Below are 20,964 nucleotides of genomic sequence, written 5' to 3' on the forward strand. Positions count from 1 at the left end.
TCGGATCAACCGCGGAGCGCGGCCAGCGATTCCCTGGCGGCGGCGGCGACGTTGTCAGGGGTGAACCCGAACTCTGCGAACAGGGTCTCGGCATCGGCGGAGGCGCCGAAGTGCTCCAGCGAAACGATGCGTCCGGCGTCCCCGACGTACCGGTACCAGGTCAGGCCGATGCCCGCCTCGACCGCCACCCGGGCCTTCACGGACGGCAGAAGCACGGACGCGCGGTACTCAAGGGACTGCTCCTCGAACCACTCGACGGACGGCATCGACACCACTCGCGTGCCCACACCCTCGGCCTCCAACCGCTCGCGGGCGGCGACGGCGAGCTGCACTTCGGAGCCGGTGGCGATGAGGATGACGTCGGGGGTGTCGGTCGTGGCGTCCTGGAGGACGTAACCGCCCTTCGCCGCCTCGGGGTTGGCCGGGTACGTCGGCACGCCCTGGCGGGTCAGTGCCAGGCCGTGCGGGGCCGGGTGGGTGGCGTGCCGCTTGAGGATCTCGGCCCAGGCGATCGCCGTCTCGTTGGCGTCGGCCGGTCGGACGATGTTCAGACCGGGGATGGCGCGCAGCGAGGCGAGGTGCTCGACCGGCTGGTGGGTCGGGCCGTCCTCGCCGAGGCCGATGGAGTCGTGCGTCCAGACGTACGTCACCGGGAGCTGCATCAGCGCGGAGAGGCGGACGGCGTTGCGCATGTAGTCCGAGAAGACCAGGAACGTACCGCCGTAGACACGGGTGTTGCCGTGCAGTGCGATGCCGTTCATCTCGGCGGCCATCGAGTGCTCGCGGATGCCGAAGTGGACGGTACGGCCGTACGGGTCGGCCTCCGGCAGCGGATTGCCCTTCGGGAGGAAGGAGCTGGTCTTGTCGATGGTGGTGTTGTTCGAGCCGGCCAGGTCGGCGGAGCCGCCCCACAGCTCGGGGAGCACGCCGCCGAGCGCCTGGAGGACCTTGCCGGAGGCCGCGCGGGTGGCCACCGAGGTGCCCGCGTCGAAGGACGGCAGCACGGACTCCCAGCCCTCGGGCAGCTGACCGGCCATGACACGGTCGAAGAGCTTCGCGCGCTCGGGCTGCGCGATGCGCCACTCGGCGAGCCGCTTGTCCCAGGCGGTGCGTGCCTCGGCGCCGCGGTCCAGGGCCCGGCGGGCGTGGGCGAGGACCTCGTCGGAGACCTCGAAGGTCTGCTCCGGGTCGAAGCCGAGGACGCGCTTGGTGGCCGCGATCTCGTCGGCGCCGAGGGCCGAGCCGTGCGAGGCCTCGGTGTTCTGCGCGGTCGGCGCGGGCCAGGCGATGATCGTGCGCATCGCGATGATCGAGGGGCGCCCGGTCTCGGCCTGCGCCGCCCTGAGCGCCGTGTGCAGCGCGTGTACGTCGATGTCGCCGTCGGCCGAGGGCGCGATCCGCTGCACATGCCAGCCGTACGCCTCGTAGCGCTTGAGCACGTCCTCGGAGAACGCCGTCGCCGTGTCGCCCTCGATGGAGATGTGGTTGTCGTCGTAGACGAAGACGAGGTTGCCGAGCTTCTGGTGGCCGGCCAGGGACGAGGCCTCGGCGGAGATGCCCTCCTCCAGGTCGCCGTCCGAGACGATCGCCCAGATGGTGTGGTCGAAAGGCGACTCGCCCTCCGGCGCCTCGGGGTCGAAGAGACCGCGCTCGTAGCGGGCGGCCATCGCCATGCCCACGGCGTTGGCGGCACCCTGGCCGAGCGGACCGGTCGTGGTCTCGACGCCTGCTGTGTGGCCGTACTCCGGGTGGCCGGGCGTCTTGGAGCCGTGCGTGCGGAACGCCTTCAGGTCATCCAGTTCGAGTTCATAACCTGAAAGGAAGAGCTGGGTGTAGAGGGTCAGCGAGGTGTGACCGGGGGAGAGGACGAAACGGTCGCGGCCGGTCCACTCGGGGTCGGCCGGGTCATGCCGCATCACCTTCTGGAAGAGGGTGTACGCGGCCGGGGCCAGCGCCATCGCCGTGCCGGGGTGGCCGTTTCCGACCTGCTGCACGGCATCGGCCGCCAGCAGGCGGGCGGTGTCGACGGCACGCCGGTCCAGCTCGGTCCACTCGAATCCGTCGGAGAAGCCGGCAGGTGTCTGCGGGCTCTGCTGCGTGCTCATCTTCAAGAAGTCCTCGATAAGAGCGGGTAACTGCTCTGACGCGTTCAAACTTAAAAGTCTGACTTTTGCCGGGGAAGGTGCCCGTGTGTCAGCCTTCGGTGAAAGTGGGACACCCACTGCGAGGCCGAGTCGACGTGAGAGGGACATGGCGGACAGAAGCACCCAAGGCGGCGGTGGCGGCGGCGGAGCCGGCCAGGAGACCGACGCCATCAGGACCTTCCACTTCCCGGTCGATATGAGCCTCTCCGGTGTCGGTATGCAGATCGGCGCGATGGGAATCGGCCGCACCTGGCATGCGAAGGCACTGCTGGAGCGCGTGCACCGCATCGACTTCCACGTGGTGATGCTGTTTCACTCCGGACCCGTCCGGCACATGATCGACTTCGCCGAGTACGAGGTCTCGGCCGGCGACATCCTGTGGATCCGCCCCGGCCAGGTGCACCGCTTCTCCCGAGCCGACTACCAAGGCACCGCCCTGACCATGCAGCCCGGCTTCCTCCCCCGGGCGACCGTCGAGGCGACCGGCCTCTACCGCTACGACCAGCCCCCGCTGCTGCGCCCCGGCCCGGACCAGCTCACCGCTCTGGAGCATTCACTCGCCCAGCTGGAACGCGAGTACGTCGACACCGTCACGCTGCCGCTCAGTCTGCACACCTCGGTGCTGCGGCACTCCCTGACCGCGTTCCTGCTCCGGCTCGCCCATCTCGCCGCCAGCTCCGCCGAGGCGGACCGCGAACAGAGCGACACCACCTTCACCCGCTTCCGGGACGCGGTCGAGAAGGGCTTCGCCACCAACCACAGCGTCAGCGCGTACGCCGACGCCCTCGGCTACTCCCGCCGCACCCTGGTCCGCGCGGTCCGCGCGGCCACCGGCGAGACCCCGAAGGGCTTCATCGACAAGCGGGTGATCCTGGAGGCCAAGCGGCTGCTGGCCCACACGGACCTGCCCATCGGACGGATCGGCGTCGCCGTGGGCTTCCCGGACTCCGCGAACTTCTCCAAGTTCTTCCATCAGCACACCGACACGAGTCCGGCGGCGTTCAGGGCGGAACTGGCCTGAGAGGGGGCGGAAGGGGTTCCGGCGATTGCCGGGGCCCGCTTCTCGGTTGAAGCCCTAGAGTGCGCTCCCGGCCTGCCAGTCCGCCCAGGACAGGTTCCACCCGTTGAGGCCGTTGGCCGGGTCCACGGTGACCTCGTCCGAGTTCTTGACGATCACCACGTCGCCGAGCATCGAGCTCTTGTAGAACTTGTAGCCGTCCACGGAGGTGTCGTCCGCGCCCTGGGTGTCGTGCATGCTCACGCATCCGTGACTGGTGTTGCTGCTGCCGAAGACCGACGTCGACGCCCAGTAGTTGCCGTGGATGAAGGTGCCGGAGGTGGTCAGGCGCTGGGCGTGCGGCACGTCCGGGATGTCGTACTCGTCGCCGAGACCGACGGTCGAGGACTCCATCCGGGTTTCCTTGAACCGCTCGCTGATCACCATGATTCCCGACCAGGTGGTGTGGTCGGCGTCGCCGCCGGTCACCGGATAGGTGGCGAGGGTCGAGCCGTCCCGCACGACCGTCATCGTCTTCGTCGCCAGGTCGACCGTGCTGATCTGGGAACGGTCGATGTTGAAGACGACGTCTTTGGACTGGGTGCCGTAGACACCGTCGGTGCCCTCGACGTCCTTCAGACGCAGACTCAGCGTGATCTTCGTACCCGCGGCCCAGTACTCCTCGGGCCGGAAGTCGAGCCTGGTGTCGCTGAACCAGTGGCCGACCACCTCGACGGCCGGCTCCGCCGTCACCGTGATCGCCTTCTCGACGGCGGCCCGGTCGGAGACGGCCTTCGTGAAATTGAGCGACACGGGCATGCCGACGCCGGAGGTCGAATTCGCCTCGGGGGTGAAATAGCCCAGGAAGGTCTCGCCGGGAGACTTGGTGGTGAAGGTCGCCGTCTTCTCGTCGGCGCCTTCGGCCTGGGCCGTGACCGTGTATTTGGTGCCGGAGAACGGGTTCGCGCTCGACGTCCACTTCGTGCGGTCGTCGTTGTAGGACCCGGCCAGGGTGGAGCCGTCGTTGCCGGTGACCTTCACGGCCGACAGGGTGCCGTCGGCCACGGCGACCTCGACCGGACCGGTGAAGGCCGCCTTCGTCGTACCGTCGGCGGGGGTGACGGTGATCGTCGGCACCTTGGCCTTCGTCTCCGCCTGGGTACTGGCCGCGGGCGTCGCGCTCGTCTCCTGCGACGCGTCCGCCGAGGCGCTGCAGCCCGTCAGGACGGCGGCCGGGACGGCACCGAGCACGGCGAGGATCCCGCGCCGGGACCACGCCGGACGGCCGGGCCGGTTCGATGCCTGCCGTTCGGACCGGTCCGGTATCTGCTCGGACCGGTCCGATATCTGAGGGTCGACCACGGCACGCCTTTCTTAGATCACCACCACTGCTGGTGCATAGTGCGCCTCTTCCATTTGTTGATTCTTTGAATCGAGGGGGTTTCTCCTTAGATTCCTGTGAAGACGCCCCCTGAGGGACGGCCTGAAAACAGGCCCGGCCGCGTGCGCTTTCCTGCGGCCTCAGCGGGTTTCCGGCCGCCGCCACCCCAGCGCTCGCGAAATCCCGCGTGCCGCGACCCGCACGGCCGGGATCAGCACCGGTACCTGCGCGTCGCTGTGGGGGACCACGACCGACACGGCGGCGATGACCCGGCCGCCCGCGCCGCGCACCGGAGCGGCCACCGACAGGGCGTCCTCGGTGATCTGGCGACTGCTCACCGCCACGCCCGCGTGTCGTACTTCGGCCAGCTCCCGGCGCAGCCTGGCCGGATCGGTGAGGGTGTACGGGGTGAAGGCGGCCAGCGGGCGTTCGCAGTAGGCCTCCTGGAACGCCGGGTCGTCGTGCGCGAGCAGCGCGAGTCCCACGCCGGTGGCGTGCAGCGGCCAGCGGGCGCCGACCTGGATGCGTACGCCGACTGCCGAGCGCCCGGAGATCCACGCGATGTAGACGACCTCCGAGCCGTCGCGGACCGCCAACTGCACGTTCTCGTGCGTCGCTTCGTACAGGTCCTCCAGATACGGCAGGGCGATCTGGCGCAGCGCGAGCCCGCGGGGAGCGAGCGCCGCGAGCTCCCAGAGGCGCAGTCCCACGTGGTACACACCCTCCTCGTCCCGTTCCAGGGCGCCCCACTCGGTGAGCGCGCCGACGAGCCGGTGCGCCGTTGTGAGGGTGAGCCCTGCCCGGCGGCTTATGTCCGTCAGGGACAGTGCCGGGTGCTCGTGGTCGAACGCGGCGAGCACGGCGAGGAGACGGCCGGGGGCGGACAGCGCGGTCATGGCCATGGGTATGAGTCGAGTCCGGCTTCGACGACCCGTTGCGGGAGCATGTGCAGGATGATCGCGCTCTGGTCGTTTCCGAGCCGCGAGCTCAGCTCCCGTTCGATGACGGGCTCCCCTGGTCCTGGCCCCGGCCGGGGCGGTTCGTCCGTACGGAACACAGCATGACGCGAGGCCGGGTCGGCAACAACTACTGGCGTCGACGATTGTCGCTCTTGGTTTCGGTCTCGTGACGCCGGAGCCTGGCGCGGTTCCATGTCCCAGGACCCTCAATGGGCGGTCACGTCCACGAACACCGGGTTCGCGTAGAACCAGGTGTCGGCCCACGGGTCACCGTCCCCCGGCGCGTGCGGAATCGGCCCGTGCGGGTCGACAGCGGCGCCCAGATACCCCGCGCCGTTGCGGTTGCCGTCGCTGCCGCGCAGCCGGACGTAGAAGGACTCCTCGCCCGCGACCAGCGGAATGCGCAGCGTGTACGTCCCCTTCCGGCCGCCGACGTCCACGGTGCGGACGACCTTGGTGTCCGGCGCCCGCCACTCGTCGCGGACGGCGACCGGGCCGCTTACCGTGCCGCGGATCACGTCCACGTGCGCCAACTCGGGCACGGTTCCCTGTGGATTGGGGCGCGAGGCGCTCGTCACCGTGACCGACAGGGTCAGCTTGTCGCCCTTGCGGGCGCGCAGCCGGCCGCCCAGCGTCACACCCCGCCCCTGGTCGCGGTCCCGCTTCAGCCGGACGTCGAGTCCGTCGATCAGGTGCCCGTGGTCGAGCCAGACCCGGCCCGCACGCAGGCCCGACATCACCGCGCGGTAGCCGTAGCGGGTAACGCCGACGTGCGTGCGGCTGAACTGGCCGGGCCAGAAGTCGCTGCCGGGCTGCGGGGTGTCGGTGTTCACCGGGTCCGGCAGCCTGCCGGTGTTGTCGAAGTTCTGCCCGGCCGCCCAGTCGCCGTTCTTCCAGGTGTCGAACACGACGCGGTGGGCGTCGGAGTTGGTGGTGACCGAGAACAGCTTGCCCTCGGCGAGCATGGCGTCCCAGAGGCCGCCGACGGTCGCGGTCGCCCAGTCGAAGCCGCCGTAGGTGAGGTAGGCGTCCGCCGGGTAGCCGGGCCAGGACTGGGCCGAGGGCTTGTTCTCGTACTCGCCGCGAATCGAGTTCGTGCCGCGCAGGCCGGGGATGGCCGCGCCCTGAGCACCCGGTGCGCCCTCCATGCCGATCACGATCTCGGACGCCGCGTCCCGCCAGTCGCGCATCTCGTGCGGGGAGTCGATACCCAGGCGCAGCGGGTGGTTGGCGAGGACCAGGACGTCGTCGACGTATCCGGTGCGGCGCTGCTCGGCCAGCCACTTGATCGCGGCGACGGCGTGCGCCTGGTTGCGAACCGTGTTCGGGTTGTCGGCGGCGCCGTCGGTGTAGCCGAGCAGTTTGCCGTCGTAGGCCAGCTCGAACCGCGTGAGCAGGTCGACTTCGTGCGGGCCCGGCGCGGCGAAGACCGTGGCGTGCTCGGCGGCGGGGATGTACCACTCAAGGCCCTGGAAGATCAGCTGACGCGGATTCTCGGCGCGCGCTTTGAGGATCTCCCCGCGCTCCAGCGGAGCCCCGTACTGGGCGTGCCCGAAGTTGGAGTGCTCGGTGAACACCATCCAGTCGAGGCCGTATGTGGCGCTCGCGGCGGCGAGTTGGGAGAAGGTGTACTTCGCGTCGTGGCTGTAGACCGTGTGGATGTGGTGGTCGCCGACGAGATAAGCGAGGCGCGGATCGTTGCCGCCGAGGCTCTGCCCGCGAGCGGCCGCCGGGGTCGCGAGCGAACCGGCGGCGAAAGCGGCGCTGAACAGACCCGCTCGGCGCAGGAGTTGGCGTCTGGAGACGCTCTGTGCGTCGAGGTGGGACGAGGAGACGGACGGATCGGCCCAGGCGGGCAGTTGCTGCTCGGTCATGACGGTGTGCGCCCCTCGGGTCAGTGGTTCATGAACGACGTGACGGGCAGCGCGCGTTCGACGATCCGCACGTCCCCGAGCCTGCCGTACAGGATCTGGTCGATCTTCCCCGCGTACTCGTAGCCGCCGAGCAGCCAGGGCAGCCCGAGGGAGGTGAGACCGACGGCGACCGCCGTGGGGTTGCGGGCGACGGGGCAGCCCTGGACGTACATCGTCGTGTGCGAACCGTCGTTGACGACGGCGACGTGCCACCACTGCTCCCGGGCCGTCTCGTCACCCCAGTTGGTGGCGATGCCCTGCTGGTTGAGCGGGCGCACCGCCCACTGCGGACCTGGCCCGTCGGACAGCGAGAGTGTCGCGAGCGGCTCGTCGGGGTCACCTTCGGTCTTACCGGCGCCGCCACCCGTTCCGGTGCGGCTGACCAGCCCGGCCCACGCGTTGCGCGAGCCGTCCCAGTCGGCGGGCACCTGGTAGAAGGCCTCGATGGTGTAACCGCGCTTGAAAGTGGCCGAGTTGAGAGGGGCGCCGTCGATGGTGCGCAGGTAGGCGCCCTTCAGCGGAGGCTTGCCGCCCTGGAAGTCGAGGCTGCCGTGCCCCGGCTGGTCCGGGTGATGGTCCGACGACCAGGTGAGGGCACCGTCGCCGACCTTGACCAGCGTCAGATCGTTGCCGTGGCCCGACAGGTCGCGCACGGTCCCCTCGACAGCTCGGCCGTCCTCGTGCCCGTCGAAGCGCCAGTACGCGACGGTGTCCCGCACCAGCATCTTCGAAGCGGGCCGGGACGCGCGCGGGTTATCGGCGCGAAGCCCGCGAAGCGCTTCTCGAAGTCGATGTCGACCGAGAACCGGTCGGCGCCGCCGCTGAGTTCCATCTCCTGGCGTTCGAGCTCGTTGAGCCCTTCGGCCGCCCGGCCCAGGATCCACGGCGAGACAGTCTCGACGTCGATGGTGTCTCGGTCGAGATCGAAGCGGTACAGACGGATCATCGCCGCGCCGCCGTAGTAACGGTTCTGATAGTTCGTCAGGTGCAGGTGGACGTCGTTCCCGGCCGTGTTCGTGCGGGTGGCACGGCCGGCGGGCCAATTGTGCCCGTTGAGGGTGAGGAAGATCTGGTCGTGGTCACGGATCAGCCGGTCCCACAGCTGCTGCCCGTAGGAGGAGAGGGCGTCGTCGCCGTAGAGGAGTTCGTGCGTGGTGAGGATGACGGGTGTCCTGGGGTGCTTGGCGATGACCTCGTTCGCCCACGCGTACCCCTTCGCCGACAGCCGCCAGTCCAGGGCGAGGACGAGCCACTCCCGGCCGGCCGCCTCGAAGAGATGGAAGGTGTTGTAGCCGTCCGGCGAGGCGCCGCCGAAGGTGCGCTTGCTCGCGAAGCGCTGCGGCCCGAAGGCGTCCAGGTAGGGGGTCGAGCCGCGCTGGTCGTCCGTGGACGACCGGATGTCGTGGTTGCCCGCGAGGACGCTGTATCCCACCCCGCGCCGGTCGAGCAGCTCGAAGGCCTTGCCCGCCGCGTCGAACTCGGCCTTCGCGCCGTTCTCCGTGATGTCGCCCAGGTGGGACAGGAAGACGATGTTCTCGTTCCTGCCCTGCTCCAGGAGATAGCGGAGCGACGCCTCGATGGGCGCGGGATTGATGCTCGCCCCGTCGAAGAGGTACTGGGTGTCGGGCATCACGGCGAGCGTGAAGCGGCGGCTGTCGGCGTCGGGCCGCCAGGTCGCTCCCGCCGAGGCGGGTACGGCCGCCTGTGCGGTGCCGAGCGCGGGCAGCGAGACCGCCGTCGCCGCGCCGATCAATGCGGTGGCCCGCAGGAAGTTCCTTCTGCCGGCGTCGGCCTCATCGGCCTCCGTCCGGTCGTGCGAGGTACACATGTCTGTTGTGCTCCATCGAAGAGTGGTGAGGTCGCGCGTGCGCCGAGAGGTGATGAGGTCAGGGCACGCACAGCGTCCAGGACCAGTGGATGGGCGCCGGCCGCGATGAGGCAGGAGGGCGAGGTGTCGGGCCGGTGCGCGCCACAGCGACAGGACGGGGGCGGGAACGGCACGGAAGCGGATTCGCCCGGTCGTACGTCGGGCAGCTCGGCCGGCGCCGTGCGGGTGCCGCCGTCCGTGAGGGCCGGCGACCACTGGGCCCGCCGGTCACTCCAGACTCATGGAGGCCGACGCCTGCGCGCCAGGCCGGTCTGCCGTCGTTCACTCGTCGGAGAATGCCGTGGTCCCAGAACCCCCAGATGAAACCCCTCTGAAGACCTGGGGTTGACTCGATGGCGGCCCGTGAGGACCAGGTCGTGGAAGAGCAGCCCGGTGAACAGCACATCGGGCCGTTCGGCGCCCACGAGCTCTCCTTCTCGTCAAAAATCTGCAAGCGGGCACAGGATCGTGCGCGCCTCGCAGAGACCGGGCGATATCCGAGCAGAATCGAGCATGGAAATGATCAACTCTTCCTCGGCACCAGCGGCGTGCGGCCGGGCGGTCGGGTGATGGACACGACTGTCGCCCGGGTGCCGGTCCCAGGAAAGGCGGAGACGGCGTGAAGCTGACAATTCTGGGCGGCGGCGGATTCCGGGTGCCGCTCGTGTACGGAGCGCTCCTCGGGGACCGGGCCGAGGGCCGCGTCACCCAGGTCGTGCTCCACGACCTGGACGCGGAGCGGCTCTCCGCCGTCTCCCGTGTCCTGGCCGAGCAGGCGGCGGGCGTCCCGGACGCTCCGGAGGTCACCGCCAGCACCGACCTCGACGAGGCCCTGCGCGGCGCCGACTTCGTCTTCTCCGCGATCCGTGTCGGCGGCCTCGAAGGACGCGCCGCCGACGAGCGGGTGGCCCTGGACGAGGGCGTCCTCGGCCAGGAGACGGTCGGCGCCGGCGGCATCGCCTACGGCCTGCGCACGGTGCCCGTCGCCGTCGACATCGCACGACGCGTGGCCCGCCTCGCCCCCGACGCCTGGGTGATCAACTTCACCAACCCGGCCGGTCTTGTCACCGAGGCCATGTCCCGCCACCTCGGCGACCGCGTGATCGGCATCTGCGACTCGCCGGTCGGCCTCGGCCGCCGTATCGCCCAGGTCCTCGGCGCCAACCCGCGCGAGGCGTGGATCGACTACGTCGGCCTCAACCACCTCGGCTGGGTACGGGGCCTGCGCGTCGCGGGCCGGGACGAACTCCCGCGCCTGCTCGCCGACCAGGAACTGCTCGGCTCCTTCGAGGAGGGCAGACTCTTCGGCCCGGAGTGGCTCCAATCCCTGGGCGCGATCCCGAACGAGTACCTGCACTACTACTACTTCAACCGCGAGACCGTACGGGCCTACCAGCAGGCCGAGAAGACCCGCGGGGCTTTCCTGCGCGACCAACAGGCAGCGTTCTACGACGAGATGAAGCGCCCGGACGCCGCCGCGCTGACCGCCTGGGACCGTACGCGTGCCGAGCGCGAGGCCACGTACATGGCGGAGAACCGGGACGCGGCCGGCGCCGGTGAACGCGACGCCGACGACCTCTCCGGCGGCTACGAGAAGGTGGCGCTCGCCCTGATGCGGGCCATCGCCCGCGACGAGCGCACCACCCTGATCCTCAATGTCCAGAACCGCGGCACGCTTTCCGTGCTCGACGCCGAGGCCGTCATCGAGGTGCCCTGTCATGTCGACGCCAACGGCGCGCACCCTGTCGCCGTCGACCCGCTGCCCGACCACGCCACCGGACTGGTCTGCGCGGTCAAGGCGGTGGAACGGGAGGTCCTGTCCGCGGCCGAGTCGGGCTCGCGCACGACCGCGGTGAAGGCCTTCGCCCTGCACCCGCTCGTGGACTCGGTGAACGTCGCGCGCAGACTTGTGGATGGCTACACCTCGGTCCACCCCGGCTTGGCGTACCTGGAGTAAGCGCTTTCCATCTTCCTGGAGAATTCCTGTGCATCTGGAGACTTCCTATGCATGACGAACGCCGCCGCATCGAGGAGCGCGTCGCACGCGTCCACGACCAGCGCATCAAGCCCGCGGCCTACGCCGCGGCCGTGCCCTTCGAGGTGGAGGCGTGGCAGGTTCCCGGTGAGCCCGTCCCGTTCGAGGAGGCCGCCTCCGCCTCGTACAGGCCCTTCGCCATGGACACCCCGTGGGGCCCACCGTGGGGAACCACATGGTTCCGGATGCGTGGCACCGTGCCGCCCGAGTGGAGGGGCAAACGAGTCGAAGCCGTCATCGACCTCGGGTTCGTCGGCGGCTGGCCCGGCAACCAGGCCGAGGCGCTCGTCCACCTCACCGACGGCACGCCGCTCAAGGCGGTCAACCCGCTCAACCACTACGTGGCGATCGCCAACCCGGCGACGGGCGGCGAGGAGATCGACTACCTGGTCGAGGCGGCGTCCAACCCGGACATCCTGGCCAACGGCTTCGCCCGCCCGACCGCCCTCGGCGATGTCCTGACGGCCGGCGACAAGCCCCTCTACACCTTTCGCCGCGCCGACATCGCCGTCCTGGACGAAGAGGTCTGGCACCTCGACCTGGACATCCAGGTGCTGCGCGAACTGATGCTGGAGCTGGGCGAGCACGACCCGCGCCGGCACGAGATCATGCACGCGCTCGACCACGCCCTGGACCTCCTGGACCTGGACGACATCTCCGGCTCGGCGGCCGGGGTCCGCGCCGCTCTCGTACCCGTACTGTCCAAGCCCGCGCACGCCAGCGCCCACACCCTCTCCGGCGTCGGCCACGCACACATCGACTCCGCCTGGCTGTGGCCGATCCGCGAGACCAAGCGCAAGACCTCCCGCACCTTCTCGAACGTCACCTCACTCGCCGACGAGTACGAGGAGTTCATCTTCGCCTGCTCGCAGGCCCAGCAGTACGAGTGGGTGCGCGACAATCACCCTCGGGTCTGGGCTCGTATCAAGGAGTCGGTCGAGCGGGGCCAGTGGGCGCCGGTCGGCGGCATGTGGGTCGAGGCCGACGGAAACCTGCCGGGCGGTGAGGCGCTCGCCCGCCAACTCGTCCACGGCAAACGGTTCTTCATCGAGCACTTCGGCGTGGAGACCAAGGGCGTCTGGCTGCCGGACTCCTTCGGCTACAACGCCGCCTACCCGCAGCTCGCCAAACTCGCCGGCAACGAGTGGTTCCTGACCCAGAAGCTCTCCTGGAACCAGACCAACAAGCTGCCCCACCACACCTTCTGGTGGGAGGGCATCGACGGCACCCGCATCTTCACCCACTTCCCGCCCGTCGACACCTACAACGCCAGCTTCAGCGGCGAGGAGATGGCCCACGCCGTCCGCAACTACGCCGACAAGGGCCGCGGTACGCGCTCACTCGCCCCTTTCGGCTGGGGCGACGGCGGTGGCGGTCCCACCCGCGAGATCATGGAACGGGCACGCAGACTGGCGGACCTGGAGGGCTCGGCCAAGGTCGTCATCGAACATCCCGACGCGTTCTTCGCCGCCGCGCGAGAGGAGTACCCGGACGCCCCGGTCTGGGTCGGCGAGCTCTACCTGGAGCTGCACCGCGCGACCTACACCTCGCAGGCCCGCACGAAACAGGGCAACCGCAGGAGTGAACACCGGCTCCGCGAGACCGAGTTGTGGGCGACCACGGCCGCGCTGCACACGCCGGGCTACTCCTACCCGTACGAGCAGCTGGACCGGCTCTGGAAGACGGTCCTGCTGCACCAGTTCCACGACATCCTGCCGGGGTCCTCGATCGCCTGGGTGCACCGCGAGGCGGAGGCCGAATACGCCCGCGTGGCCGCGGAGTTGGAGGCGCTGACGACGCAGGCGCTTGCGGCGCTCGGCGCCGGGGAGACCCGGGTCTTCAACACCAGCCCGTACGACCGCGCCGAGGTGCTCCGTACGTCGGCGGGCGTCCCGATGTACGCGGAGGTACCGGCGAGCGGCAGCGCCCCCCTCGCCGTCGCCGAGTCGCCGCACCCGGTGACGGTCACCGGCCGCGTCCTCGAAAACGGCCTGGTGCGCGTCGAGTTGGCCGAGGACGGCACCCTCGCCTCCGTGCGTGACCTCAAGGCGAACCGCGAAGTCCTCGCAGACAAGGGCAACTTGCTCCGCCTGCACAGCGACCTGCCGAACCACTGGGACGCCTGGGACGTCGACAAGCACTACAGGAACCGCTACACCGACCTCCTGGACGCCGACTCGATCACCGTCGTGGACGAGGACCCGCTGCTCGGCGCGATCAGGGTGGAACGCGCCTTCGGCAAGGGCTCGCGGATCGTGCAGACGATCACTGTCCGCGCGGGCAGCCCCCGCATCGACTTCGAGACGGAGATCGACTGGCACGAGGCCGAGAAGTTCCTGAAGGCCGCCTTCCCGGTGGACATCAGGGCCCCGCACTCCTCCGCGGAGATCCAGTTCGGTCATGTCCGGCGCCCCACCCACACGAACACCAGCTGGGAAGCGGCCCGTTTCGAGGTGTACGGCCACCGCTGGGTGCACGTCGGCGAACCCGGCTACGGCGTCGCGGTCATCAACGACTCGACGTACGGCCACGACATCTCCCGCACGGTCCGCGAGGACGGCGGTACGACGACGACGGTCCGGCTCTCCCTGGTGCGCGCCCCGCGCGTGCCCGACCCCGAGGCCGACCAGGGCAGGCACCGCTTCACGTACTCGCTCCTGCCGGGCGCGAGCATCGATGACGCGGTCGCGGAGGGCTACGCGCTCAACCTGCCGCTGCGGGTGGCGGAGGCCGGGCCGGCCGAGTCCGTCGTCTCCGTCGACGGCGAGGGCGTCACCATCGAGGCGGTCAAGCTCGCCGACGACGCCTCGGGCGATGTCGTCGTACGCCTCTACGAGTCCCGGGGCGGCCGGGCCACCGGCATCCTGCGCACCGGCTTCGCGCTGGCGGGCGCCAAGGTCACCGACCTCCTGGAGCGCCCTTTCCCGGAATCTGACGTGAACGTGAATGTGGACGTGAACGCGGACGTGGACGTGGACGGCGACGCGGTGACGGTGTCACTGCGGCCGTTCGAGGTGCGGACGCTGCGGCTGGCGCGGCGCCGCCCGTAGAACACGGGAGGGTGCCCGGCCGTCATCGGCCGGGCACCCTTTTTCGTGCGACTACTTGGTGCGATCAGCCGGTGAAGCCGGCCGTGATGGAAGTGAACTGCCAGTTGGTCTGGTTGATACCGGAGCAGTTGGCGACCACTCCGCCACCGGCGCACGGCCGGTCGCGGTTGACCGCCCAGTAGGCGAGGCGGGCGATGTGGTGGGAGTTCGACCAGTCACGGATTTGGGTCCAGATCGCCGGCGAGGTGAGCTCCTGTTGGTCGCTGAGCCCGTTCATGCCGGAGATGCCGATGTGCGCGTACGCCGTGGCGTCGTCCCAGCCGAAGGTGGACTTCAGCTTGGTCTTCAGGCCCTCGGTGGCGTTCACCGTGTTGCCGTACATGTCTGCGCCGCCGCTGAAGTCGAACGGCATGATGGTGAACACGTCGATGTCGGCGCCCAGTGCAAAGGCCCGCTCGATGAGCCGGTTGCCCCAGGTGGTCGGGCCGGTCGTCGACGTGCCGAAGGTGATGATGGTGCGCAGACCCGGGTTGTTCGCCTTGACGATCCTCAGGGCGTTGAGAATCCGGTCCTGGACGACCGCGTTCTCGAACTCGTCCGTGTTCTCGATGTCGACGTCGATCGCCTTGAGCCCGTACGCGTTGATCACCTGCTGGTACGCGCCCGCCAGTGCTTCCGGCGTCGAGCAGTTCGGCCCGAGCTTGTTGCCGCTCCAGCCGCCGATCGACGGCACGATGTCACCGCCCGCGGCACGCACGGAGTTGATGACCGACTGGTCGTTGCCGCCGGTCAGCGGGCGCGAGCCGTCCCAGGCCGGGCTGCAGCCGCCCGAGGAGAGGATGAACGCCATCGTGAACCACTTGATCCCGGTGGAGCTCATCACCGTACTCACGGCCGGCGGATCGCCCCAGCCGAGGTAGAGGTACGGCGCCGCCTGCTTGAAGTTGGTACTTGGGGTGCCTGCGTTCGTCGTCACGGAAAGGGAGTTGGAGGCGGCGGAGAGGTTCCCTGCCGCGTCCCGTGCCCGCACCGTGAATGCGTAGGCGGTGCTCGGCGTCAACCCGCTGACCGTGCCGCTGGTGCCCGAGACACTGAGCACCTGGTTGGCGCCGCTGTAGACGTTGTAGCCGGCGACGCCGACGTTGTCGCTGGAGGCGCCCCACGACAGGGACACGCTGGAGGAGGTCTTGCTGGGAGAGGTCAGACCGGTGGGCGCGGTCGGCGCCTGGGTGTCCGAACCACCGCCGCCCGGACCGTCCAGGCTGACGTCGTCGGCGTAGTAGGTCCCCTGGCCGTACCAGCCGTGCGTGTAGATCGTGGCGCTGGTCTGCGAGGCACCGGTCGTGAAGTTCACGGTGAGCAGGCTGTACGACGACGTGGATGTCGTCCACGTCGCCGCGCCGCCGTCCACGCCCAGGTACACATAGCTGCCACGCACCCAGGCCGTCAGGCTGTACGCCGTGTTCGGCTGGACGGTGGCGGTCTGGCTGCACTTGGCGTTGTTGCTCGAACTCGCCGCCCCCGCAAGGGCCTTGGTGCCGCCGTGTACGGGGGTGGAGACGATCGAGCCCAGGTTCCCGGTGCAGGACCAGGGGGACACCGCGCCCGACTCGAAGCCGGGGTTGGTGAGGATGTTGGCCGCATGGGCCGTGGTGGGCAGGGCGACCGCTCCGGCCAGAGCCAGGGCGGCGGTGCCGAGCAGAGCGATGAGGCGACGTCTGGAACGTCTGAGGAAGTTGATGCGCACGCGATCTCCCTGAAGAAATGGGGGTGTTCGGGAGTGCTGAGGGATGCGCACCCAAGTTGGTATGGACCAATCGAGCTGTCAAGATGCTGTGCGCTGATTGGTCCAGACCGGTAAGGGGTGGTGGGGGAGTGGTCTAGGCGGGCGCGATGGCGGACGCGGCTGCGGCCGCCGGGGCGATGCCCGACGCGATGGCCGGAGACGCCGCGGGAGTGAGGACCGGTGTGACGGCCGGTGTCGCCGCGGGAGCGATGACCGGCGTCACGGCAGGTGTCGCCGCGGGGGCGATCACCGGCGTGACGGTCGGCGTGAGCACGCTCTCCGTCACCGGGGCGGTCCTGGTCTCCGCGACCGGGGCCACGGCGGCCTCCACGGCGGGCGTGGCGGGCAGCGTCTCGGCGCGCTGCTGCGGCACCGCCACCGGGCGTACCGGACGCGGTCCCGTAACCACGGCGTAGTCCTGCCCGAGCAGTGCGGGAACCAGTTCGCCGGTCTCCTCGCCGAGTGCCAACTGCACTGCCGCCCAAGGGGCGTTGATCCCGCAGAGTGCGAGTTGGTGCAGCCCGCCGGCCGGCCGGGTGTTGACGTCCATGAGGACCGGCTCGTCGCCGAACATCCGGAACTGAATGTTCGTCAGGTAGTGCAGGCCGAACGCCTCCGCGAGCCGGCGCGCGGGGTCGATCCAGGTGGGGTGGAGCGTGAAGCCGCGACGGCGCCCGTTCTTGGTGCGGCCCACCGCCATCCGGACCCGGCCGTCGGGCCCGGTGAGGCAGTCGACGGACACCTCCGGCTCCGCCAGGAGCGGCATCACCAGCCAGTCGACGGGCTTCCCGGCTCCCCGCAGAGCGTCCTGAACCAGGCTCAACGGCACGTGCGAGCTGGGGAATCCGTTGAGGTGCATGAGTGAGAAGGGGGCGCGTGTGATCACCCGGAAACCCACCCCGCCCGCACCGGCGGCGGGCTTGAAGCAGGCCTTGTGGCCCGCGGCCTCCAACGCCTCGACGGCGACGAGGAGTTCCTCCTCGTTGCGGACGCGCCACCACGGCGGCACCGGAATACCCACGGCCTGCAGCGCCTGATATGCCGTCACCTTGTCGTGGAAAATGGCCACGGCCTCGGAGGGCGGCGCGAGCAGGGCCGTACCGAGCGCGGCGAACTCCGCGCGATGAGCCACGATCGCCGACTGGTGGAGCACGGGCACGAACACGTCGATCTCGTGCCGGGCGCACTGGTCGAGGGCGTACTCGACGTACGCGGCCCGGGAGAGGCCCTCGGGCTCCATGGCGGCGGTGTCGGCGGCGGCCAGGATGGGCGAGTCGGCGTCTCCGTGTGTCGCATGGATCTCGACCGGGCGTCGCTGCGGATTACTTCGCAGCTGATCCATGAAGAACACGTTCTCCGCGTACGTGCGGTTGAGCCAGACGCGTACGCGAGAACCCATGCAGGCCGCCTTTCACGGTTCCCGGGCACGGCGGAGCAGGCCGTGCCCGGCCAGGGGAGAGGGAGGTACACCAAGCCGCCGCAGACCGAGGAAGGTTCAGCGCGGTGGTGTTGGGGCGATCATAAGGGGCGCGGGACGGGTGTGGCGCTACAGGCGTGTTACGGATTCCCGAATTGTGGACCCCGGCTCCCGCAGGACGGTCTTGTCCGGCCCCGCTCGGATGTGTTCTTGTGTTGCTATTCGTGTTCGTGGAAGGGGCGAGGGTGGATTCGACGGCCGGCCGTTCGGGACAACTGCTGGCCATCAGCGATCTGCACATCGGGTACGCCGAGAACCGCGCTCTCGTCGAGCAGATGCGCCCTGGGTCCGACGACGACTGGCTTCTGGTGGCCGGTGACGTCAGCGAGAGCGTGGCCGACATCCGCTGGACCCTCGAGACGCTCAGCGGCCGATTCCGCAAGGTGATCTGGGCACCCGGCAACCACGAGCTGTGGACCCACCCGAAGGATCCGGTGCAACTGCGCGGCGTCGCCCGCTACTGGCATCTGGTCGCGCTCTGCCGGGAGTTGGGCGTCACGACCCCCGAGGACCCCTACCCCGTCTGGGACGGTCCCGGCGGCCCCGCCGTCATCGCCCCGCTCTTCCTGCTCTACGACTACTCGTACCTGCCGAAGGGCTGCACGACCAAGGAGGAGGGGCTCGCCTACGCCGAGGGCACCGGCGTGATCTGCACCGACGAGCACTTCCTGCACCCAGATCCCTATCCGAGCCGCGAGGCCTGGTGCCGGGCCCGGGTCGCCGAGACCGAGCGCAGACTCGCCGAACTGCCCGACGACCTGCCCGTGATCCCGGTCAACCACTACCCGCTGGACCGCCATCCGACGGACATCCTGCGCTACCCCGAGTTCGCGATGTGGTGCGGCACCACGCTGACCGCCGACTGGCACCGCAGATTCCGCATCGAGACCATGGTCTACGGTCATCTCCACATCCCACGGACCACCTGGCACGAAGGCGTCCGATTCGAAGAGGTGTCCGTGGGCTACCCCCGCGAATGGCGCACCCGCCCGGGACCGCCAGGTACGCTGCGCCGCATTCTGCCGATGGAGGTCGAAGCAGGTGATCGAGGAGCTGCTCCCGGAGTCCGTGGTGGCCGTGGAGAGCTACGGTGACGACGGGGCCGAGGATACGACTTTGTACCCCGAGGAGCAGGCGCTCCTGACCCGCGCCGTGGCGAAGCGGCGCCGCGAGTTCACCGCCGTACGTGGCTGCGCCAGGCGAGCCATGGACAAGCTCGGCGTGGCCCCGGCGCCCATCCTGCCCGGCGAGCGCGGCGCCCCGCAGTGGCCCGCCGGCCTGATCGGCAGCATGACGCACTGCGAGGGTTACACCGCCGCCGCGGTCGCCCGCGCCACCGACCTGGCCTCCCTCGGCATCGACGCCGAACCTCACCTGGTGCTCCCGGACGGCGTCCTGGGCGCCGTGGCCCTGCCCACCGAGGTGGCCCGGCTGGGAAGCCTCGGGGTCCGGATCCCCGACGTGCACTGGGACCGGCTGCTGTTCAGCGCCAAGGAATCGGTCTACAAGGCGTGGTTCCCGCTCACCGCGAAGTGGCTGGACTTCTCCGAGGCGGACATCGACATCTTCGTGGACCCCGGGGCCGGGGTCCACCCGCTGTCGGGGCGGCTGCGCGCGAAGCTTCTCGTACCGGGCCCGCTGGTCGGCGGTGACCGCCTCGGGTTCTTCGACGGTCGCTGGACCGTACAGCGGGGCCTGGTCACGACAGCCGTCACGGTGCCGCACGGCTGAGCCTGCCTGGGCTTGCCGCAGCTGCTGGAGTCCGGCCGGCCACCGGCCTCAGAGCTGTGTCGGCTCGGGGCACCAGGTGTGCAGCAGCCGGAAGAACGACTCCTCGTTTCCCGCGAGCCCGGCCGCCGCCAGCGCCTCCTCCGCCTCGGCCAGAGCGGAGGGCGGCACCACGGGTGGTCGGCGCCCGTCCGGCGGGCTGTCGAAGGCGGCTCGGACGGTCTGGAGGAGACGCAGGTAGGCCTGCACGGCGGCGCGTTCGTGATCGGTCAGTACGGCGGTCGGCATCGGACGGCTCTCCCCGGGTCGGCTGGTCGAAGCGATACATGGCGGTACTGACTCCAGCTTGCCGTCCGCCACTGACAATGCCGTTTCGGTACACGGAGGTTCGCCCGCTTAGCGGAGGCGAAACCTCACGGAAATCCCTTGGGGGACGAGGGCCCTAGGCTGGAACGGAGACCTGGGAACCGCTTTCTCGGCGGCTTGCCGGCTGCCTCGACGGTGGCTCGGGCGCTGCCTTGACGGTGGCTTCGGGCTGTCTGCACGGCGGCCCGGGAACAGGAGGTGAGCCCATGGCCGACGTACCGCCCAAGCGCCCGCGGCGCACCCTGCGCTCGGTGGGTGACGGGGAACTGCGCCTGCACCACCGCGTCGTGCACGGCTACCGGCGCGCCTACCGGATGGCGGGCGAGGGTCCCGCACTCGTCCTGATCCACGGCATCGGCGACTCCTCGGACACCTGGGGAGAGCTGATCCCCGACCTCGCCCGCACCCACACGGTGATCGCGCCCGATCTCCTCGGCCACGGGGCGTCCGACAAACCGCGGGCCGACTACTCGGTGGCCGCGTACGCCAACGGAATACGTGATCTGCTCACCACCCTCGACATCGAGTCCGCCACGCTGGTCGGGCACTCGCTGGGCGGCGGCGTCGCGATGCAGTTCGCCTACCAGTTCCCCGAGCGGACCGAGCGGCTGATCCTGGTCAGCGCGGGCGGCGTCGGGGGCGAGGTCAACCCCGTACTGAGGGCCGTGTCGCTGCCCGGCGCCCACCTCATGCTCTCGGCACTGCGACTGCCCGGCATGCGCCTCCAAGTCGGCCTGTTCTTCCGCCTGATGATGATCCTCAACACCGATCTGGGCCAGGACGCGCCGGAGTTGCTGACCCTCGTCGACTCGCTGCCCGACGCGACATCCCGCAGCGCCTTCATCCGCACCCTGCGCGCCGTGGTCGACTGGCGCGGGCAGGCGGTCACCATGCTCGACCGGTGTTATCTGACCGAGGGCATGCCCACGATGCTGCTCTGGGGGGACCGGGACAGTGTGGTGCCCGTGCGACACGCCTACGGTGCGCACCAGGCGATGCCGGGCAGCCGCCTGGAGATCTTCGAGGGCGCCGGCCACTTCCCCTTCCACAGCGACCCGGTGCGCTTCCTCGCCCTGATCGAGGAGTTCACGAGCACCACCAGCCCCGCCGACTGGAGCCGCGACCACTGGCGCGAACTGCTGCGCGCCGGCCGCCCCGGCACGGCCGTCGGACAGCCGGACACGGAGCAGAACCGAGAGGTGGAACGGGACCTGCGAGAGGCGAGCGAACGCAGCGCGACGTGAGGGCACAGGCCCTGAAT

General features: G+C 69.8%; 13 protein-coding genes and 3 pseudogenes. 7 read left to right on the top strand and 9 right to left on the bottom strand.

All coding sequences use genetic code 11. The annotated features are described in order from the left end of the window. Positions 1-5: 5 nt before the first annotated feature. Positions 6-2,105 (bottom strand): transketolase, encoded by a 2,100-nt coding sequence (gene tkt, locus ACFYPC_RS05760; RefSeq protein WP_388671299.1) that lies wholly within the window; start codon positions 2,103-2,105, stop codon positions 6-8. Positions 2,106-2,250: 145 nt separating this feature from the next. Between tkt and ACFYPC_RS05765 the strand changes: the two genes are divergently transcribed. Further along, positions 2,251-3,165, top strand: coding sequence for an AraC family transcriptional regulator (locus ACFYPC_RS05765; RefSeq protein WP_388671302.1), 915 nt, complete (start codon positions 2,251-2,253; stop codon positions 3,163-3,165). A gap of 54 nt (positions 3,166-3,219) precedes the next feature. On the opposite strand, the gene ACFYPC_RS05770 is transcribed toward ACFYPC_RS05765, so the two are convergent. From ACFYPC_RS05770 to ACFYPC_RS05790, 5 genes and pseudogenes are all read right to left on the bottom strand, one after another. Next, complete coding sequence (locus ACFYPC_RS05770) at positions 3,220-4,467, bottom strand: Ig-like domain-containing protein (RefSeq protein ID WP_388672017.1); 1,248 nt, start codon at positions 4,465-4,467, stop codon at positions 3,220-3,222. A 195-nt stretch (positions 4,468-4,662) separates the two neighbouring features. Further along, positions 4,663-5,418, bottom strand: coding sequence for an IclR family transcriptional regulator (locus tag ACFYPC_RS05775; RefSeq protein ID WP_388672020.1), 756 nt, complete (start codon positions 5,416-5,418; stop codon positions 4,663-4,665). A gap of 269 nt (positions 5,419-5,687) precedes the next feature. Then, positions 5,688-7,355: a PHP domain-containing protein gene (locus tag ACFYPC_RS05780; RefSeq protein WP_388671305.1), complete on the bottom strand. Its 1,668-nt coding sequence runs from the start codon at positions 7,353-7,355 to the stop codon at positions 5,688-5,690. A 20-nt stretch (positions 7,356-7,375) separates the two neighbouring features. Continuing rightward, a pseudogene (locus tag ACFYPC_RS05785) lies at positions 7,376-9,222 on the bottom strand (LamG-like jellyroll fold domain-containing protein). A 161-nt stretch (positions 9,223-9,383) separates the two neighbouring features. Then, positions 9,384-9,622, bottom strand: a pseudogene (locus tag ACFYPC_RS05790) (hypothetical protein); the annotation flags it as partial. 160 nt (positions 9,623-9,782) lie between these two features. On the opposite strand from ACFYPC_RS05790, the pseudogene ACFYPC_RS05795 reads away from it, so the two are divergent. From ACFYPC_RS05795 to ACFYPC_RS05805, 3 genes and pseudogenes are all read left to right on the top strand, one after another. Continuing rightward, positions 9,783-9,860: pseudogene (locus tag ACFYPC_RS05795) on the top strand (ArsR family transcriptional regulator); the annotation flags it as partial. A 20-nt stretch (positions 9,861-9,880) separates the two neighbouring features. Further along, positions 9,881-11,218, top strand: coding sequence for a 6-phospho-beta-glucosidase (locus tag ACFYPC_RS05800; RefSeq protein ID WP_388671308.1), 1,338 nt, complete (start codon positions 9,881-9,883; stop codon positions 11,216-11,218). Between the two features lie 47 nt (positions 11,219-11,265). Continuing rightward, complete coding sequence (locus tag ACFYPC_RS05805) at positions 11,266-14,346, top strand: alpha-mannosidase (protein WP_388671311.1); 3,081 nt, start codon at positions 11,266-11,268, stop codon at positions 14,344-14,346. 64 nt (positions 14,347-14,410) lie between these two features. Here ACFYPC_RS05805 and ACFYPC_RS05810 read toward each other — a convergent pair whose 3' ends face one another. Together ACFYPC_RS05810 and ACFYPC_RS05815 are read right to left on the bottom strand one after the other, a co-directional pair. Beyond that, on the bottom strand, positions 14,411-16,093 hold the full coding sequence (locus ACFYPC_RS05810; RefSeq protein ID WP_388671314.1) for a carbohydrate binding domain-containing protein: 1,683 nt from the start codon (positions 16,091-16,093) through the stop codon (positions 14,411-14,413). A 133-nt stretch (positions 16,094-16,226) separates the two neighbouring features. Then, positions 16,227-17,531: an ATP-grasp domain-containing protein gene (locus ACFYPC_RS05815; protein ID WP_388671317.1), complete on the bottom strand. Its 1,305-nt coding sequence runs from the start codon at positions 17,529-17,531 to the stop codon at positions 16,227-16,229. 263 nt (positions 17,532-17,794) lie between these two features. On the opposite strand from ACFYPC_RS05815, the gene ACFYPC_RS05820 reads away from it, so the two are divergent. Both ACFYPC_RS05820 and ACFYPC_RS05825 read left to right on the top strand, forming a co-directional pair. Beyond that, positions 17,795-18,703: a metallophosphoesterase family protein gene (locus ACFYPC_RS05820; RefSeq protein WP_388671320.1), complete on the top strand. Its 909-nt coding sequence runs from the start codon at positions 17,795-17,797 to the stop codon at positions 18,701-18,703. Beyond that, the gene (locus ACFYPC_RS05825; RefSeq protein ID WP_388671323.1) at positions 18,651-19,340 is read left to right on the top strand and encodes a 4'-phosphopantetheinyl transferase; all 690 of its coding nucleotides are present in this window, start codon (positions 18,651-18,653) and stop codon (positions 19,338-19,340) included. The genes ACFYPC_RS05820 and ACFYPC_RS05825 overlap by 53 nt, the downstream gene beginning before the upstream one ends. A 48-nt stretch (positions 19,341-19,388) precedes the next feature. Here the strand turns inward: ACFYPC_RS05825 and ACFYPC_RS05830 are convergent, their stop codons facing one another. Next, complete coding sequence (locus tag ACFYPC_RS05830) at positions 19,389-19,625, bottom strand: hypothetical protein (RefSeq protein WP_388671326.1); 237 nt, start codon at positions 19,623-19,625, stop codon at positions 19,389-19,391. A 284-nt stretch (positions 19,626-19,909) separates the two neighbouring features. On the opposite strand from ACFYPC_RS05830, the gene ACFYPC_RS05835 reads away from it, so the two are divergent. Continuing rightward, positions 19,910-20,947, top strand: coding sequence for an alpha/beta fold hydrolase (locus tag ACFYPC_RS05835; protein ID WP_388671329.1), 1,038 nt, complete (start codon positions 19,910-19,912; stop codon positions 20,945-20,947). Positions 20,948-20,964: the final 17 nt, after the last annotated feature.

The sequence above is a fragment of the Streptomyces sp. NPDC005808 genome, assembly GCF_042871385.1.
GTDB lineage: Bacteria > Actinomycetota > Actinomycetes > Streptomycetales > Streptomycetaceae > Streptomyces.

What these genes read in the sequence shown, in the direction of transcription:
- tkt (WP_388671299.1), bottom strand. Translation starts at nt 2,105, where the DNA reads ATGAGCACGCAGCAGAGCCCGCAGACACCTGCCGGCTTCTCCGACGGA.
- ACFYPC_RS05765 (WP_388671302.1), top strand. Translation starts at nt 2,251, where the DNA reads ATGGCGGACAGAAGCACCCAAGGCGGCGGTGGCGGCGGCGGAGCCGGC.
- ACFYPC_RS05775 (WP_388672020.1), bottom strand. Translation starts at nt 5,418, where the DNA reads ATGACCGCGCTGTCCGCCCCCGGCCGTCTCCTCGCCGTGCTCGCCGCG.
- ACFYPC_RS05780 (WP_388671305.1), bottom strand. Translation starts at nt 7,355, where the DNA reads ATGACCGAGCAGCAACTGCCCGCCTGGGCCGATCCGTCCGTCTCCTCG.
- ACFYPC_RS05805 (WP_388671311.1), top strand. Translation starts at nt 11,266, where the DNA reads ATGCATGACGAACGCCGCCGCATCGAGGAGCGCGTCGCACGCGTCCAC.
- ACFYPC_RS05815 (WP_388671317.1), bottom strand. Translation starts at nt 17,531, where the DNA reads ATGGGTTCTCGCGTACGCGTCTGGCTCAACCGCACGTACGCGGAGAAC.
- ACFYPC_RS05830 (WP_388671326.1), bottom strand. Translation starts at nt 19,625, where the DNA reads ATGCCGACCGCCGTACTGACCGATCACGAACGCGCCGCCGTGCAGGCC.
- ACFYPC_RS05835 (WP_388671329.1), top strand. Translation starts at nt 19,910, where the DNA reads ATGGCCGACGTACCGCCCAAGCGCCCGCGGCGCACCCTGCGCTCGGTG.